The 17,990-nt window shown below is 33.9% G+C and carries 16 protein-coding genes; 10 read left to right on the top strand and 6 right to left on the bottom strand.

Annotated elements, in window-relative coordinates; genetic code table 11:
• The first annotated feature begins 114 nt into the window (after nucleotides 1–114).
• The gene (locus tag H7350_RS06900; RefSeq protein ID WP_204345165.1) at nucleotides 115–4,989 is read left to right on the top strand and encodes a T9SS-dependent choice-of-anchor J family protein; all 4,875 of its coding nucleotides are present in this window, start codon (nucleotides 115–117) and stop codon (nucleotides 4,987–4,989) included.
• 150 nt (nucleotides 4,990–5,139) lie between these two features.
• On the opposite strand, the gene H7350_RS06895 is transcribed toward H7350_RS06900, so the two are convergent.
• Both H7350_RS06895 and H7350_RS06890 read right to left on the bottom strand, forming a co-directional pair.
• Nucleotides 5,140–5,511, bottom strand: coding sequence for a hypothetical protein (locus H7350_RS06895; protein ID WP_204345164.1), 372 nt, complete (start codon nucleotides 5,509–5,511; stop codon nucleotides 5,140–5,142).
• A 65-nt stretch (nucleotides 5,512–5,576) separates the two neighbouring features.
• Nucleotides 5,577–6,776 (bottom strand): alanine dehydrogenase, encoded by a 1,200-nt coding sequence (locus H7350_RS06890; protein WP_204345163.1) that lies wholly within the window; start codon nucleotides 6,774–6,776, stop codon nucleotides 5,577–5,579.
• 173 nt (nucleotides 6,777–6,949) lie between these two features.
• Here H7350_RS06890 and H7350_RS06885 point away from each other — a divergent pair, with 173 nt between their 5' ends.
• Entirely contained in the window at nucleotides 6,950–7,453 is a 504-nt protein-coding gene (locus H7350_RS06885; protein ID WP_204345162.1) for a hypothetical protein, read from the top strand.
• Nucleotides 7,440–8,033 carry a hypothetical protein gene (locus H7350_RS06880; RefSeq protein ID WP_204345161.1) on the top strand — a complete coding sequence of 198 codons (594 nt, stop codon included), beginning with the start codon at nucleotides 7,440–7,442 and terminating at the stop codon, nucleotides 8,031–8,033. Before H7350_RS06885 ends, H7350_RS06880 begins: the two co-directional genes overlap by 14 nt.
• A 1-nt stretch (nucleotide 8,034) precedes the next feature.
• Here H7350_RS06880 and H7350_RS06875 read toward each other — a convergent pair whose 3' ends face one another.
• From H7350_RS06875 to porX, 4 genes are all read right to left on the bottom strand, one after another.
• Complete coding sequence (locus H7350_RS06875) at nucleotides 8,035–8,400, bottom strand: hypothetical protein (protein ID WP_204345160.1); 366 nt, start codon at nucleotides 8,398–8,400, stop codon at nucleotides 8,035–8,037.
• Nucleotides 8,401–8,584: 184 nt separating this feature from the next.
• Entirely contained in the window at nucleotides 8,585–9,127 is a 543-nt protein-coding gene (locus H7350_RS06870) for a hypothetical protein (RefSeq protein WP_204345159.1), read from the bottom strand.
• A 243-nt stretch (nucleotides 9,128–9,370) separates the two neighbouring features.
• On the bottom strand, nucleotides 9,371–9,835 hold the full coding sequence (gene tsaE / locus H7350_RS06865; protein ID WP_204345158.1) for a tRNA (adenosine(37)-N6)-threonylcarbamoyltransferase complex ATPase subunit type 1 TsaE: 465 nt from the start codon (nucleotides 9,833–9,835) through the stop codon (nucleotides 9,371–9,373).
• Nucleotides 9,836–9,947: 112 nt separating this feature from the next.
• Nucleotides 9,948–11,501, bottom strand: a complete 1,554-nt coding sequence (gene porX, locus H7350_RS06860) for a T9SS response regulator signal transducer PorX (protein ID WP_204345157.1) — start codon at nucleotides 11,499–11,501, stop codon at nucleotides 9,948–9,950.
• 35 nt (nucleotides 11,502–11,536) lie between these two features.
• On the opposite strand from porX, the gene H7350_RS06855 reads away from it, so the two are divergent.
• From H7350_RS06855 to H7350_RS06825, 7 genes are read left to right on the top strand one after another with little or no spacing between them, the layout of a single operon-like run.
• Complete coding sequence (locus H7350_RS06855) at nucleotides 11,537–12,757, top strand: HD domain-containing protein (RefSeq protein ID WP_204345156.1); 1,221 nt, start codon at nucleotides 11,537–11,539, stop codon at nucleotides 12,755–12,757.
• 31 nt (nucleotides 12,758–12,788) lie between these two features.
• The gene (gene lpxD / locus H7350_RS06850; protein WP_204345155.1) at nucleotides 12,789–13,817 is read left to right on the top strand and encodes a UDP-3-O-(3-hydroxymyristoyl)glucosamine N-acyltransferase; all 1,029 of its coding nucleotides are present in this window, start codon (nucleotides 12,789–12,791) and stop codon (nucleotides 13,815–13,817) included.
• Nucleotides 13,804–15,210, top strand: coding sequence for a bifunctional UDP-3-O-[3-hydroxymyristoyl] N-acetylglucosamine deacetylase/3-hydroxyacyl-ACP dehydratase (locus H7350_RS06845; RefSeq protein WP_204345154.1), 1,407 nt, complete (start codon nucleotides 13,804–13,806; stop codon nucleotides 15,208–15,210). Before lpxD ends, H7350_RS06845 begins: the two co-directional genes overlap by 14 nt.
• 7 nt (nucleotides 15,211–15,217) lie before the next feature.
• Nucleotides 15,218–16,003, top strand: a complete 786-nt coding sequence (gene lpxA / locus H7350_RS06840; protein ID WP_204345153.1) for an acyl-ACP--UDP-N-acetylglucosamine O-acyltransferase — start codon at nucleotides 15,218–15,220, stop codon at nucleotides 16,001–16,003.
• A 24-nt stretch (nucleotides 16,004–16,027) separates the two neighbouring features.
• On the top strand, nucleotides 16,028–16,594 hold the full coding sequence (gene efp / locus H7350_RS06835; RefSeq protein ID WP_204345152.1) for an elongation factor P: 567 nt from the start codon (nucleotides 16,028–16,030) through the stop codon (nucleotides 16,592–16,594).
• Between the two features lie 3 nt (nucleotides 16,595–16,597).
• Nucleotides 16,598–17,533 carry a UDP-3-O-(3-hydroxymyristoyl)glucosamine N-acyltransferase gene (locus H7350_RS06830; protein ID WP_204345151.1) on the top strand — a complete coding sequence of 312 codons (936 nt, stop codon included), beginning with the start codon at nucleotides 16,598–16,600 and terminating at the stop codon, nucleotides 17,531–17,533.
• Nucleotides 17,534–17,938: a nuclear transport factor 2 family protein gene (locus H7350_RS06825; protein WP_204345150.1), complete on the top strand. Its 405-nt coding sequence runs from the start codon at nucleotides 17,534–17,536 to the stop codon at nucleotides 17,936–17,938. It abuts the gene before it with no gap.
• Nucleotides 17,939–17,990: the final 52 nt, after the last annotated feature.

The following is a 17,990-nucleotide window of genomic DNA, read 5'->3' as shown; positions in this document are numbered from 1 at the left end:
AGAAAATTGAATTGATTTAAAATTCTACATGAAGGTTTTCGCATGTTTTAAAATTGCATTTTAAAAATAATTAATAAAAAAAATATTAATCCATTACAAATTATTAACCCTAAAATGATTACACTTAACCATAGAAGCCCTCTCTATCGTGCCTTCAAATTATTAAACTTCAATTTTTTACTATTACTTCTGTTTTGCATATCAAATTTTAGTACTGCGCAACAGAAAGCTTTTCCAGATGCAGTTGGAGCAGCAGCATATGCTACAGGAGGTCGTGGAGGCGATGTTTACCACGTTACAAATTTAAATAACAGCGGATTAGGAAGTTTTAGAGACGCAGTAAGTGCTTCTAATCGTACCGTTGTTTTTGATGTAAGTGGCACCATTCAATTAACATCTAACTTACACATTTATGCTAGTAATTTGACTATTGCTGGGCATACTGCTCCACTAGGAGGAATAACAATTACAGGGAAAGCCGTGTTTTTTCAAGACATAGATAATGTAATTGTAAGATATATAAGATTTAGACCTGATTATAATCCAGCTGGTAACGTTGATGCATTAAATGGCGTCAATTGTACGAATTTTATAATTGATCACTGTTCGATTTCCTGGGGAGGAGATGAAGCATTTAGCACAGTTGGTAGTTCGTCAAATATTACAGTGCAAAACTGTATTTTTGGTGAAAGTAAAACCGGTATGCTTGCTGGAGATGGATATAGTCCTATTTCTACAAATTATAGTATAATTGGTAATTTATACTATAATATAAGTCACAGATTTCCAAACGTTACAGCGCTTAGAACTGATGTTATAAATAATGTCGTTCATAATTGGTTTACAAGGTTAATGGCTGTAGCTGCTCATAATAATTCACAGTTAAACGAAATAGGTAACTTTTATCAAAGTGGAGTAAAAACAGCAGATCCAAGAGGATATGATTTTGCAGTTAACTGGTTAGATATTGGTAGCTCGAGTCAGCGTTCTAATATAAGAATATATACTGATGGTAATGTTTATCCCTCTTTTTTAACCGAAGCAGGTGACGATTGGAGTCTTTATGTGCATAGATTTAATGTAAATAGTGGCGCGTATGCAGGAATTAATCAATGGGATGATGCTGACACTGATTTTCGTTTATCTTCACCATTGCCCTTACTAGGTGAAGCGCCAACATTGATGACTGCTCAGCAAACCCTTATAAATGTACCATTAAATGCTGGAGCAAATAAATATTTAAATAGTGATGGTAGTGCTGCAATATATCGTGATAAAACAGATGATATTTACATCACGAATGTTACTAATAATGTATCTGAATATTATTCTTATCCACCAACTAATATAGTTACTAAACAACACTATTTAGAGTTTCATAATTCAGTTAGTAATACACCAATTAATTCCAGACCTGCTAATTATGATTCTGATAATGATGGCATGCCAAATGTCTGGGAAAACCAAAATGGATTGAATCCTAATAATTCATCAGATGCTAATAGTGTTCAACCTGATGGGTATACCAATCTTGAGTATTATCTCAATGAAATGTCTATTGTGGCAAATACAACGCCTGACTGTTCAAATGAAATTGCAACCTTCCCATACAATGAAGGGTTTGAAAATACATTAGGAGCCTGGACACAATCTAGTGCAGATGATATAGACTGGACAATTGATGCCAACGGAACACCTTCAAGTGGGACAGGTCCTGCAAATGCATCACAAGGAACCTACTACGTGTTTGTGGAGGCTTCAGGAAATCCAGCAAAACAAGCATTTTTAAATTCACCATGCTTTAACCTGTCTAATTTGTCTAATGCCAATTTCAGTTTTAAATACCATCAATTGGGTTCTACAGATACAGGAACGATTGATTTAGAAGCAAGTGATGATAATGGCGCTAGCTGGACATCCATATGGAATAGTTCTGGAAACTTAGGGAATTCATGGCTGGCTGCCGATATTGACTTAGCGGCTTACGTTGGAGGAAGTGTTCAATTGCGATTCAATAGAGTTGTAGGAAATTCTTATCAGGCCGATATTGCTATTGATGAAGTGAATTTAAAAGGAACGGCAAATACAGTTACTACTGACTGTTCTAATGAAGTCACATCGTTTCCATATACTGAAGGGTTTGAAAATACGTTAGGAGGCTGGACACAGTCCAATGCAGATGATATCGACTGGACAATTGATGCCAACGGAACACCTTCAAGTGGAACGGGTCCTTCAAGTGCATCGCAAGGAACTTACTACGTGTTTGTAGAGGCTTCAGGGAACCCAGCAAAGCAAGCATTTTTAAACTCGCCATGTTTTAACTTGTCTAATTTATCTAATGCCAATTTCAGTTTTAAATACCATCAATCGGGTTCTACGGATACTGGAACGATTGATTTGGAAGCAAGTGATGATAATGGAGCTAGCTGGACATCCATCTGGAATAGTTCTGGAAACTTAGGCGATTCATGGCTCAATGCTGATATTGACCTGGCAGCTTATCTTGGAGGAAGCGTTCAATTGCGATTCAATAGAGTTGTAGGAAACTCTTACCAAGCAGATATTGCTATTGATGAGATAAACTTAAAAGAGATTATTAATACTGTGGATGAAGATTGCTCAGGAGAAATTGCATCGTTTCCATATACTGAAGGATTTGAAAACACGTTAGGAGGCTGGACACAATCTAGTGTAGATGATATTGACTGGACAATTGATGCCAACGGAACACCTTCAAGCGGTACTGGTCCGACAAGTGCATCACAAGGAACTTACTACGTATTTGTAGAGGCTTCAGGAAATCCAGCAAAACAAGCATTTTTAAACTCGCCATGTTTTAATCTGTCAAATTTGTCTAATGCCAATTTCAGTTTTAAATACCATCAATCGGGTTCTACGGATACAGGAACGATTGATTTAGAAGCAAGTGACGATAATGGTGTTAGCTGGACATCCATCTGGAATAGTTCTGGAAACTTAGGTAATTCATGGCTGACGGCTGAAATTGATCTGGCAGCATATCTCGGAGGAAGTGTTCAATTGCGATTCAATAGAGTTGTTGGTAACTCTTACCAGGCCGATATTGCCATTGATGAGATTAGCTTAAAAGAAATTATTAATACTGTAGATGAAGATTGTGCAGAAGAAATTGCATCGTTTCCATATACTGAAGGGTTTGAAAATACGTTAGGAGGCTGGACGCAATCTAGTGCAGATGATATCGATTGGACAATTAATGCCAACGGAACGCCTTCAAGCGGGACTGGTCCTGCAAGTGCATCACAAGGAACCTACTACGTATTTGTAGAGGCTTCAGGAAATCCAGCAAAGCAGGCATTTTTAAACTCGCCATGCTTTAATCTGTCAAATTTATCAAATGCCAATTTCAGTTTTAAATACCATCAATCGGGTTCAACTGATTCGGGAACCCTGGACTTAGAACTAAGTAAAGATAATGGTACTAGCTGGACATCTATCTGGAATAGTTCTGGAAACTTAGGTGATTCATGGTTAATGGCCGAGATTGATTTGACAACCTATATTGGAGGAAGTGTTCAATTGCGATTCAATAGAGTTGTAGGTAACTCTTACCAAGCCGATATTGCCATTGATGAGGTAAGTTTAACAGAAAGCACCAATTCTGGATGTGCTAGTGGTATTACATCGTTTCCATATACTGAAGGATTTGAAAATACGTTAGGAGGTTGGACACAATCCAGTGCAGATGATATCGATTGGACAATTGATGCCAACGGAACGCCTTCAAGTGGGACAGGTCCTGCAAATGCATCACAAGGTTCATACTACGTGTTTGTCGAGGCTTCAGGAAATCCAGCAAAGCAGGCGTTTTTAAATTCTCCATGTTTTAACCTGTCTAATTTATCAAACGCCAATTTCAGTTTTAAATACCATCAATCGGGTTCAACCGATTCAGGAACTATTGCTTTGGAAGCAAGTGATGATAATGGTGCAAGCTGGACATCCATCTGGAATAGTTCAGGGAATTTAGGCGATTCTTGGCTAACCGCAAATATTGATTTGACTGCGTATTTAAATGGAAGTGTTAGACTGCGATTTAATAGAGTTGTAGGCAATTCTTATCAGGCTGATATTGCCATTGATGAGGTAAGTTTAACAGAAAGTGTCAATTATGGATGTGCTAACGGAATTACATCGTTTCCATATACTGAAGGGTTTGAAAATACGTTAGGAGGCTGGACACAATCTAGTGCAGATGATATTGACTGGACTGTTGATGCCAACGGAACACCTTCAAGTGGTACAGGTCCGACAAGTGCGTCACAAGGTTCATACTACGTATTTGTAGAAGCTTCAGCAAACCTAACAAAACAAGCGATTTTGAATTCACCATGTTTTAATTTGTCGAGCTTATCAGATGCAACTTTTAGTTTTAAATATCATCAACTAGGTTCAACCGATTCGGGAACTATTGACTTAGAAGTAAGTGATGATAATGGTGCAAGCTGGACATCGATTTGGAATAGTTCAGGAAACATAGGTGATTCATGGCAATCTGCAAGTGTTAATCTTTCGTCTTATTTAGGTGGTAGTGTGCAATTGCGTTTTAATAGAATAACAGGTAACACCTGGAAGGCAGATATTGCTATCGATGATGTATCGCTATCAACTAGTAAGTCTGGTAGAAAGGCAGAAACAGGAAAATCGAAAGCAAAAGCAGAAGCAGAAACAAAAACAGTGGCGACTACAATCGAAACAAACACGATAGCTGTTGAAGAACTAAAAGACATCGCTTTATATCCAAATCCGGTTAAAGGCAGTTCAATTAATATTAAGTCTGACTATACAAATCTTTCATTTGAAATTTATAACATGGTTGGCCAGATAGTTTCTAAAGGAACTTTAAAAAACAATGCTATTGATATTAGTAACTTAAATACAGGTGTTTATCAAATTAGGTTTTCTTCGGAAGGTCAAATAATAACAAAGCGATTTATTAAGCAATAATTATTAGGCAATAATTATTAGGCATATTTAATATTAAAAAGTCCAGATGTAATGATCTGGACTTTATTTATTTGACTTCTAATCTAATGTCATGATTTCACATTAAATATGTGATGATTGCTATAGTGGATGATTATTTCTAAAAAGCCTTTATTTGATAATTAAAGACTGGATGGTAGCAGAAGAATCACAATTTTTGACAGTTAGGAATACCTCTTTTTCTTCGAGTTCATTTTCGATAAGATAGGTTTTGCAACCTTCAGATTTTGTATCACTTTCTGAAAAGTTTACATCTCCAGTTTTAATCAGTTGAGACACAGCCAGAGTATCTAAGCTGTATGTTTTCATTGCATTTTCAGTAGCTTCAGAATAGAAGTGTTTTTTTATACTTATGTTTTTTATAGTTCTGGCATTTGGACCATAGGAACAAGATGTCTTTTTTCCGCCTAGAAAAAAGGCAAGTAAAATCAGACCTATAGAAAATCCGCCTAAGTAATAGCCTATTCTATGAATTAATTTCATGAGTGATAGTTGTCATTTTGATTGTTAGCAATATAGTTAGTGAAACAAATTACTTTTTTTAACTTCTAGAAAATTAACAGATTGACATCACTACAGTCTAAATCGAACCAATCGGCAACAGATTTATTTGTCAATATTCCGTGGTAAAAATACAACCCATTTTTTAAACCACGATCAAAACGGATGGCATTTTCAATACCACCATCTTCAGCAATTTTTAATAGGTAAGGGGTAAAGATATTACTAATTGATACTGAGGCCGAACGTGAATAACGAGCAGGAATATTTGGAACACAGTAATGAATAACACCATTGTGTTCAAAAGTGGGTTTATCATGATTTGTAACTTCACTGGTTTCAAAACATCCACCCATATCAATACTAACATCGATAACAACAGCTCCAGATTTCATGGTATTCACCATGGCTTCTGTAACTACAATTGGAGACCTGTTTTTGCCTCTAACGGCTCCAATAGCTACATCGCAACGTTTTAGAGCCTTTACCAGGTTTTTAGGTTGAAGTGTCGAGGTATATAAAGTTCTTCCGAGGTTGGATTGTACACAACGTAATTTTGTAATAGAATTGTCAAATATTTTGACATTTGCACCTAGTCCGATAGCAGAACGCGCAGCAAACTCGCCTACAGTTCCTGCGCCAATAATGACAACTTCGGTAGGAGGCACACCGCTAATATTACCAAACATCAAGCCGTTACCACCATTGACATTGGATAACAGTTCAGATGCAATGAGTATAGAAGCAGTTCCGGCAATTTCGCTAAGTGATCGTACTGCAGGATATGCGCCATCGTCATCTTTAATGAATTCGAAAGCCAAGGCAGTTATTCGTTTAGCAGCCAGGGTTTCAAAATATTTTTTGCTTTGAGTTTTTAGTTGTAATGCAGAAATTAAGAGCGTTTGCGGATTGATGAGTTTAATTTCGTCTATCGAAGGTGGTTCTACTTTAAGTATAATAGGGCAGGAGAACACTTTTGCTGTATCGTTGGTGACTTCTGCTCCAGCTTCGCTATAGGTTTTATCTTTAAAATTAGCGCCTTCTCCAGCACCAGACTCTATCATAACGCGATGGCCATTTGAAACTAATGCAGAGACAGCATCTGGGGTTAAACAGACTCTTTTTTCTTGAAAATGGGTTTCTTTGGGTATTCCAATAAATAAATCACCTTTCTTTTTATAAACTTCTAGGGTTTCTTCTTGTGGAAGTAATTGTGCTTTGGTAAAAGGAGATAAAGATTTGCTCATTGATGTTTTAATTGGTAACTCAAATTACAAATAAAAATTCATTTTTTGCAAAATAAGTTTTATATTAGAGATTATTTTCTATGAGTTTGATTTTGAAGAGAAAAAATATCCATGACTATATTATAATATTAATTATTCTATCAGTTAAACTAATCTTTTATATACCTGAGTTAATGACCAATGAGCAGCTAAATACAAAAGTATTTGGTTTTGAATTTAACTTAAGATTGATTTTGTGGTTTTTAGCTGTTAAACTTCAATTAATAATATTATTATTTATATGGCATTACACATCGAGACATTGGTGGAAAATTGCTATAATGATTCCTCTAACTCTAGAAGTTTTTAAGTTTATTGGTTTTCTAAATATCAAGTTTGAAAATTTTGATGAAGTAGATTTTATTACCAGTATACCAGTAACTATTCCTATAGTATTGTCCTTACTTTATTTATCTAATAAATTGAATAAATATATTAATCATCAAGTAGTTTATGAAAAATTAAATACTGAAATTGATTTAGTTTTTAAAGAAATGCACTATAACAATAATGACGAATTAATTTTAAAGTTAGAATTTAGTAATTTAAAGAAAAATAAAAAGAATTTTGACAAAGCTGAATACTTAGAAAAATTATTAAAACTTAGGAGTAAACTTTATCAAAATGAAAAACATTAAAATAAAAAAAGATTTAATTATTGTTCTTATAATAATAATTTCTCCGTTTGCTTTTTACTTTCATGTATTGGCACCTACAACGAAAGTTTGGGATACTAAATTTTTCACTATAGATGCAGGATACTTTGAAAATGTAAAAAATTATTTATGGATTTATGCATATAAAACTTTGACTATTTTAATGATTTCTATTTGGTTTGTGACTTGCAAAAACTGGTGGAGATTGGTTCTGTTAATTCCTCTATCAATTGAATTTTCAAAATTTATCAGTTTTTTAAATGATAGATATAATTTTTTAGATAATTATGGTTTTGCTCATTCACTTCCAATATTTTTAATGTTTAGTTTTCTTCTCTTGTTTATAGCAAAAAAGCTAAACTATTATTCAGTAAATAGCAATACCAGATCAGAACTCAATGATGAGATTTATAAGTTGATGAATGATTTATCACTATTTAATAGGAAGGAATCTTATAAAATTAAAAAGAAATATGATCTTATAAAAAAGCAGAAAGATAAAATTGAAAAAAAAGAATATTTATGTAGTCTTATAGAATTAAGAAATAGTATAAATGAATAACTTAATTATCACTATCATCAATATTATTAATTTCTAACAATATTTCATCAAAAAGAGCTTTCTTTTCATCAGACCATTTTTCTTTTAAACGATTATTTATGTAGGCTTCAATCTCTAGTTTAGTTTTTGATTTAGGTTTAGGAACTTCTTTAATGAACATCTCTCCTTTACCAGTAATCAACCATATTAAATTAACCTGAGGATACTCTTTAATAATACGCTCAATCACGTCGCTTCCAACCGAAGCATTGTTCTTTTGCATGCGTAATATATAACCATTGGCAGTTCCAATAGAAATGTCAAATTGTCTGGCACTCATGTTTAATGCAGTAATCAACTGCATAATACGATGTACGGTTTTACTCATTATAATTAGGGTTATTAAGAGTCAATCAATATAACTGTATGTTACAAATGTAAATGTTTTTGAATTAAAATCAATAAGTGTCGATTATTTTCTAAATTTTAGCTTATGCAATTTAGTATTAATAAAAAAAACAGCTCATATTTATGAACTGTTTTATCTTATAGAAGTTATTTATGTTAACGAGTTAAAAATATTGCTTGATTTTTCCCCACAGTCCTTTAGGTTTCATCATAAATTCTTCTTCAAGTTCCTGCATTGTTTTATCAGCATCGTTTAATTTGTCAAATATTTTTGCTCTCACCAAATATATTGAAGGTATAATTATTGCCATAAGTGGCAGCATATACATAAAATTCATCTCATCAAAATATGATTGATCTTCATTAAAAAGAGCAAATATTTGATACAAATACATTACAATAGGTACTAAGAGAGCGTGATACCACCAGTGTCTACAGGTGAAAAACCAAATTAATAATAAGAATAGAGGAACCGCTTTGCCTGTAAGAATCCACATAACTAAGTTTGCATTTTCCCAAGCTTTACTATCATAAGTAAATAAAAAAGTGCTCCAAAATCTTTCTTCTGGAACACTTTCATGAATCGAAAACAGATATGGTGTAATAGCTAATAAAATAGCCACGACACTACCTTGAATAAAATTTCTTTTATAAGTTATCTGGTTTTTTGAATTTCTTTTTCTCGATTTCAGTTTTAACTTGTCCATCTAGGTTAATTAAATCAGTTGCCTGAGCTGTGAACAACATACCACCGAAAATCGCGATAGCTAGTACGTACTTTTTAGTCTTCATAATATAAGGGATTAAATTAATTAATTGCTCAAATATAAGAAGCACTTATACTTTAAACAGTTAAAACGAGTGTTAAAAACCACTCTTTTAATCATCTTTTCTTACGGTTTTTCCGTAATCCTCAATAAAGACGCGGTGTTAGGTTGCTTATTTATTTGTTAAATATTGTGTTGCTCTATAGGTTTTTTCTGGGTTAATATCATGTTTTGGCTCAATTTGAGGGATCTTGAGGTCTTATTTTTGTAAGAAATTTCAATACTGTTTATGTCTTGTGGTAATAAATTTTCAGCGTTTTCAGGCCATTCAATAAACACCCAATTGGAGGTGTATAAATAATCTTCAAATCCAAAATTTAAAGCTTCTTCTTCGTCATTAATTCGATATAAATCAAAATGAAAAATCGAAGCCTCATTTCCTAAATATTCATTTACAATTGAAAATGTCGGACTACTAACGTCATCATCACATCCAAGACATTTAACTAATGATTTTATAAGCGTTGTCTTTCCAACTCCCATATCACCATTAAATGCTATAGTTTTTGATGTTGCATGATCCAATATCTGTTTTGCAACAGTATCGATGTCTTCAATCTCATATGTGATCTCTAATAACACTGACATTTTCTTAGTAACATAAATGTATTTTATCTAATTTGATAGCAATATTACATAAATTATATGAGAAAAACTAGAAAAAAGTGTATTTCATCGGCTTTTTTTGCATTACATGGATTTATTTCGGATTCATTACAACAAACGGAATAATCATTTCTTCCAGCGAAACGCCTCCATGCTGATAGGTATTTCTGTAATAACTTACATAATGATTGTAGTTGTTTGGATAGGCTAAAAAATAATCACTTTTCGCAAAAATAAAGGAGCTACTCATAGTTATTGATGGCAATTGAATGGTTTTTGGGTCTTTAGCTACCAAAACTTCACGTTCTTCATAAGTCAAACTTCGACCAGTTTTATAACGCAAATTTAAGCTCGTGTCCCGATCACCAATTACCTTTGAAGGATGTTTTACATTTATGGTACCATGATCTGTAGTTAGAATCAACTTAAACCCAAGACCTTGCGCTTGCTGTATCATTTCTAATAAAGGAGAGTTTTTAAACCAGCTCACCGTTAGTGATCGGTAAGCCTTGTCATTAGACGCTAATTCTTTAACAACATCCATTTCTGTTTTTGAATGTGATAGCATATCCACAAAATTGTAAACAATCACTGAAAGGTCATTATCTTTTAATGTTTTGAAGTTTTCAACCAGTTTTTTTCCTGCTTTAAGGTTTGTGATTTTATGGTATTCTGTTTTTAAATGTTGAAGTCCTAAACGCTTTAACTGACCTTCTAAAAATTCTGCTTCATGCATGTTTTTTCCACCTTCATCTGTATCGTTTTTCCAAAGATTAGGATGTAGTTTTTCCATATCTACAGGCATTAATCCCGAAAATATGGCATTTCTTGCATACTGTGTCGCTGTTGGAAGGATACTGTAAAAGGGTGTTTCAGAATCTTTTTTGTAATAGTTGTTGACTATAGGTTCAAAAGCCTTCCATTGGTCATAACGTAGGTTGTCAATGACGATTAATAGTGTAGGCTGATCTTTACTTATTTCAGGAACAATTTTGTCTTTAAACAAATTGTGCGATAGTGTTGGTGCGTCAGCATTATGATCAAACCAATCTGAATAATTTTTTTCTATAAACTTACCAAACTGAACATTAGCTTCAGTTTTCTGAGACTCTAGTATTTCGGTCATGCCAACATCTTCAATATCTTCAAGTTGCAACTCCCAGTATATAAGTTTTTGATACAAGTCACTCCATTCTTCAAAGCTGTTTACCATAGATAAATCCATAGCTATTTTTCTAAACTCTTGCTGGTAGTTAGAGGTTGTTTTTTCTGAAACGAGCCTAGAGTGATCCAAGTTTTTCTTTAAACTCAATAAGATCTGATTAGGGTTTACAGGTTTAATGAGGTAATCGGCAATTTTATTTCCGATGGCTTCTTCCATAATATATTCCTCTTCACTTTTTGTAATCATAACTACAGGAAGATTAGCACGACGCTCCTTAATTTCATTTAATGTTTCTAAACCGGTCAGGCCTGGCATATTTTCATCTAAAAACACGATATCAAAATTAGTATCGTCAATAATTTCAATAGCTTCGGTACCACTTTGACACGTGGTAACTTTATATTGTTTTTGCTCAAGAAAAATAATATGTGGCTTTAAAAGATCGATTTCGTCGTCAACCCAAAGAATATTTATAGTGTTCATGTATATTTGTTTAAATTAATGTAAAAGCTTAACGTTTGAAGACAAGTAACAAACTTAAAATCTTTAACGACCCAATTTACGGATTTATTACTATTCCGAATTCGGATATTTTCGATTTAATTGAACACAAATATTTTCAACGATTGCGCCGAATTTCTCAAATGGGTCTCTCATATTTGGTGTATCCGGGAGCTCATCATACGCGATTTCATCATGCCATTGGCTGCATGCATTTAATGCAAAAAGCTGTGAATGTGCTTCGTTTTAAAGAGGTTACAATTTCTCAGGAAGAAGAAAAAGCACTTTTTATTGCTATTTTATTGCACGATATTGGACACGGACCATTTTCTCATGCCATGGAACACAGCATCGTAAATGGCATTTCTCATGAAGAGATTTCGATGCATTTCATGCAAAAGCTCAATAAAGAATTTAACGGAAGTTTAACGCTAGCCATCCAGATTTTTGAAGGAAAGTATCACAGACCCTTTTTATGTGAGCTCATTTCAAGTCAGTTTGATATGGATCGCGCAGATTATCTTAAACGCGATAGTTTTTATACTGGAGTAGCCGAAGGTAATATCAATAGTGAACGATTAATTACCATGTTAAATGTTGTTGACGACAGACTGGTTGTAGAAGAAAAAGGAATTTATAGTGTGGAGAAATTCCTGGTCGCTAGACGATTTATGTACTGGCAAGTGTATTTGCATAAAACAGGATTGGTAGCTGAACAATTGCTGACCCGAGTTTTAAAACGTGCTAAAGAACTCAAAAGCCAAGGTGTACAATTAAGAGCAAGTGAAGCCTTAACGTATTTTCTTGACAATGAAATTTCCGCCGAAAATTTTGATGATTTTACTCTTGAAACATTTTCTCGTCTAGATGATACTGATATTGTTTCAGCTATGAAAGATTGGCAATACCATGAAGATTTTATTCTCAAAAACCTTTCAGGAATGATTATCAATAGAGATCTTCTGAAAATAAAACTAAAGAATAAACCGATTAAAAGATCAACGCTTGACAAGCACATTTCAAGCCTGATATCTAAATATAATATTTCTAAAAAGGATGCTGAATATTTTGTATTTATCGATGAAATATCTAATCAGGCATATCAGTCTAAAAAACAGAATATCAAGATTTTGCAGAAAACTGGAAAAGTGGTAGACATCACCAAAGCATCAGACCAGTTTAGCATGAAAGCCTTGTCTAAACCTGTAACAAAATATTATATCTGTTATCCTAAATAAAATCTAACACATTTTTCCTATTTTTGCGTGAATGAACTTTACAGCACAACAAATAGCTGGAATTTTAGAAGGTGATATCGTAGGCGACCCTGAGGTAGAAGTTTCTAAACTTTCAAAAATTGAAGAAGGTACAGAAGGCTCTTTGACCTTTTTGGCAAACCCAAAGTATAAGTCATACATTTATTCTACCAAAGCGTCTATAACGATTGTCAACAAAACATTTGAGCCAGAAAATGACATCTCTACAACGCTTATTAAAGTTGAAGATGCCTATAAATCATTTTCTAAACTTTTAGAATATTACAATCAAGTTAAACTGAATAAATTCGGAATAGAACAACCTTCATTTATTTCTGAAACAGCTTCTCTAGGAACTGACGTTTATGTTGGTGCTTTTAGCTATATTGGAGATAATGTTTCCATTGGACAAAATGTTAAGATTTTTCCAAACGCATATATAGGTGACAATGTTGTTATTGGAGACCATACTATTGTGTTTTCAGGAGCAAAAATTTATTCGGAATCCATCATAGGAAAATACTGTGTTGTCAACTCGGGCGTTATCATTGGAGCCGATGGCTTTGGTTTTGTGCCAGACGAAAATGGCGAGTATAGTAAAGTTCCTCAAACAGGAAATGTAATTATTGAAGACCATGTCGATATTGGTGCAGCGACTACAATTGATAGAGCAACGCTGGGATCAACCATCATTCGCAGAGGTGTAAAGTTAGATAACCAAATTCAAATTGCTCACAATGTAGAAATTGGTAAAAATACAGTTATTGCAGCTCAAACAGGAATTGCAGGGTCAACAAAAATTGGTGAAAATTGCCAAATTGGAGGTCAGGTTGGTATTGCTGGTCATATTACAATTGGTAATAATGTTAAAGTTCAGGCGCAATCTGGAATTGGAAAACATGTTAAAGATAACGAAGTGCTTCAAGGGTCACCTTCATTCACTTACGGAGATTGGAATAAATCATATGTATATTTCAAAAATTTACCTAAGATTGTTAAAACCATTAATGATTTAGAAAAGAAAGTAAATGGCAATAATTAAAACAGACGTTAAACAAAAAACTATTGAGAAACAGGTTTCTCTCACTGGAGTAGGCTTACATACTGGTAAAAATGTTACGCTAACATTTTGTCCTGCTCCTGTAAATAACGGATTTTCTTTTAAGCGTATCGATTTGGAAGGATCTCCAGTTATTGAAGCAGATGCTAACTATGTCACCAATACTCAAAGAGGCACTTGCTTAGAAAAAAATGGAGTTACTATTCAGACTTCTGAGCATGTACTAGCAGCTTTGGTTGGATTAGATATCGATAATGCGATTATCGAATTAAATGCTTCTGAGCCTCCAATTATGGATGGTTCTTCAAAATTCTTTGTTGAAGCTCTCGAAAAAGCAGGTATTACAGATCAAGATGATTTTAGAGAAGAATATGTTGTGTCTGATGTAGTCTCTTATTCTGATGAAGAATCAGGAAGTGAAATTATCGTGATGCCAGCAAAAGAATACCAGGTGACAACTATGGTTGACTTCGGAACAAAAGTTCTCGGAACGCAAAATGCAACCATGAATCATATTTCAGATTTTAAAACTGATATTTCTGATTCAAGAACGTTCAGTTTCTTACATGAATTGGAAATGTTATTGGAACACGGACTTATAAAAGGTGGAGATCTTAATAATGCCATTGTTTATGTAGATAAAGAATTATCTCCCGAAACTATGGATAAATTGAGAGTCGCATTCAATAAAGATTCTATAGCAGTCAAGCCTAATGGGATTCTTGATAATTTAACTCTTCATCATCCTAACGAAGCTGCGAGGCATAAGTTACTTGATGTTGTTGGAGATTTAGCTCTAGTAGGAACTCGTATTAAAGGTAAGGTAATTGCTAATAAACCAGGACATTTTATCAATACACAGTTTGCAAAAAAACTGTCTAAGATTATAAAAAATGAGCGTCGTAATAACGTACCTCAAATCGATTTGAATCAAGAGCCATTAATGGACGTGATTCAAATTATGGACATGTTACCTCACAGACAACCATTTTTACTGCTTGATAAAGTGTTTGAATTGTCTGAATCTCATGTGATTGGTATGAAAAACGTTACCATGAACGAAGAGTTTTTTAAAGGGCATTTCCCTGGAGCACCAGTAATGCCAGGAGTTTTAATCGTTGAAGCTATGGCGCAAACTGGAGGAATTTTAGTCTTGAGTACTGTTCCAGATCCAGAAAACTATTTAACCTTCTTTATGAAGATTGATAAAGTGAAATTCAAACAAAAAGTAGTTCCTGGTGATACTCTTATCTTTAAGTGCGATTTAATAACGCCAATTCGTCGCGGTATCTGCCACATGCAAGGCTATGCTTACGCCAATGGAAAACTTTGCGCAGAAGCAGAGTTAATGGCTCAAATTTCAAAAGTAAAATAAAAAGCAAATGAACCAACCTTTAGCTTACGTACATCCTGGAGCAAAAATCGCTAAGAATGTAGTTATAGAACCTTTCACGACAATATATAGTAATGTAACCATTGGAGAAGGCACATGGATTGGAAGTAATGTGACCATAATGGAAGGGGCTCGTATTGGTAAAAATTGTAATATTTTCCCTGGTTCTGTAATTTCTGCAGTACCTCAGGATTTAAAATATAATGATGAAGATACACTTACAATAATAGGTGATAATGTTACTATAAGAGAGTGTGTTACGATTAATAGAGGAACTACCGATAAAATGAAAACGGTTATCGGTAACAACTGCTTAATCATGGCTTATTGCCACATTGCTCACGACTGTATTGTTGGTGATAATTGTATCTTTTCAAATAATAGTACTTTGGCTGGTCATATTTCTGTTGGTGATTACGTCGTTTTAGCAGGAATGACTGCAGTGCATCAATTTTGTTCTATCGGAAACCACGCTTTTGTAACTGGTGGATCTTTAGTGCGTAAAGATGTGCCTCCATTTGTAAAAGCAGCTCGAGAGCCATTATCGTATGTTGGAATAAACTCTGTAGGCTTACGTCGACGTGGATTTTCAACAGAAAAAATTAGAGAAATTCAAGATATATACCGAATATTATATCAAAAAAATTATAACAATACACAGGCTTCAGATTTAATTGAAGCTGAAATGGAGGCAACTCCTGAACGTGATGAGATTCTTCAGTTTATTAAGAACTCTCATAGAGGTATCATGAAAGGGTATTTCAAATCAAATTAATTTAATAAATTAGACAAACATATTATGGCAAGTACTTCAGATATTAGAAACGGATTATGTATTAGATATAATCACGATATCTTTAAAATTATCGAATTTTTACATGTTAAACCTGGAAAAGGACCTGCTTTTGTGAGAACTAAGCTTAAAAGTGTAACAACGGGAAAAGTTATAGACAATACATTTTCAGCAGGACATAAAATTGATGATGTTAGAGTAGAAACTCATAAGTTTCAATACTTGTACAATGATGGTGAATTTTACCATTTTATGAATGAGTCTGATTATACTCAGATTCGCTTACTTGAAGCGGCTTTAGATCGACCAGATTTAATGAAAGAAGGTGAAGTCGTAACGGTTTTAATTAATACCGAAGACAATATGCCATTATCTGTAGATATGCCTGCAAGTGTGATTTTAGAAGTGACGCATACCGAACCAGGTGTCAAAGGAAATACAGCAACCAACGCAACAAAACCTGCAACCGTAGAGACAGGAGCTGAAGTTAATGTACCTTTATTTATTAATGAAGGTGACAAAATTAAAATAGAAACTGAAAAAGGAACCTATAAAGAACGTATCAAGGAATAGTCAATGAAATTCCCAAAACCTCATACACTTAAGGAAATTGCAAACCTTATCTCTACAGAATTTGTAGGAGCTGAGGATTTTCCTGTTTTAGGGATGAACGAAATTCATGTTGTTGAACCTGGAGATATTGTATTTGTTGACCATCCAAAATACTACGATAAAGCATTAGAATCTGCTGCTACCATAGTTTTAATCAATAAAAAAGTAGAGTGTCCTGAAGGAAAAGCACTTTTAATAAGTGATGATCCGTTTAGAGACTTCAATGCGCTTACGCTTCATTTTAAACCGTTTCAATCCTCTAATGTGTCAGTTTCACCTTCGGCAACAATAGGAGAAAATACAATTATCCAGCCCAATTGTTTTATTGGTCATAATGTCAAAATTGGTAATAATTGTACCATTCATTCCAATGTTAGCATTTATGATGATACAGTTATTGGTGATAATGTCATCATACACGCAGGAGCAATTTTAGGAGCTAGCGCGTTTTATTATAAAAACAGACCAGAAGGCTTTGACCAATTGCGTTCAGGTGGTCGCGTAGTTATTGAAAACAATGTAGATATTGGTGCCTTGTGTACAATTGATAGAGGTGTTACTGCAGATACAATTATTGGTGAAGGTTCTAAACTGGACAATCAAATTCAAGTTGGACATGATACTGTTATTGGTAAAAAATGCTTAATTGCATCTCAAGTCGGAATTGCTGGTTGTGTTATCATTGAAGACGAAGTCACTATTTGGGGACAAGTAGGAATCACCAGCGGGATTACCATTGGAAAAAAAGCTGTTATTTCAGCAAAAGCAGGTGTTAGTAAATCACTTGAAGGACATAAAAGCTATTTTGGTGTACCTGCAGATGATTTCAGAAGTAAATACAAAGAAATTGCAGCCATCAGAAAAATACCTGAAATTCTTGAAAAACTAAAAACTTTATAAATGTCAGCAAAAGAAGTTGTTAAAGCATTCTATGCATTAGATTTAGCCCAGGATAATAATGCCATTGATTACATTCATAAGGATTGTAAATTACTTTGGAATAGTAGTAATGGGTTTACAACTTTAGATTATGATGGTATAAATGCGATGCTCTCAGGTTTAAAAAAAGCGTATCACTCGTTTACTTATCGCATCAGCCACTTATTGGAAGATCAAAACATGGTTACTGCACGATATACCATTTATGTAACCTCAATTGAACGTCCTCAAAAAGAAGATGCTTTAGCACATTTTATATCCATTTGGGAAGTAAAAGATGGGAAATTATATCGCGGACATGAGATTAGTCAGCTTGCTGATGACAGTTCAGAAAGTTTAAATTCATATGCTGAAATAAAAGTCTAAAAATTTTTAAAAATCATAAGCAATAACTTATTTTTGCACAACGAATTTCAAA

The sequence above is a fragment of the Psychroserpens algicola genome, from assembly GCF_014526325.1.
GTDB classification, from domain to species: Bacteria; Bacteroidota; Bacteroidia; order Flavobacteriales; family Flavobacteriaceae; genus Psychroserpens; species Psychroserpens algicola.
The sequence above is the reverse complement of the archived record's forward strand: the minus strand, read 5'-3'. Positions and strand labels throughout refer to the sequence as shown.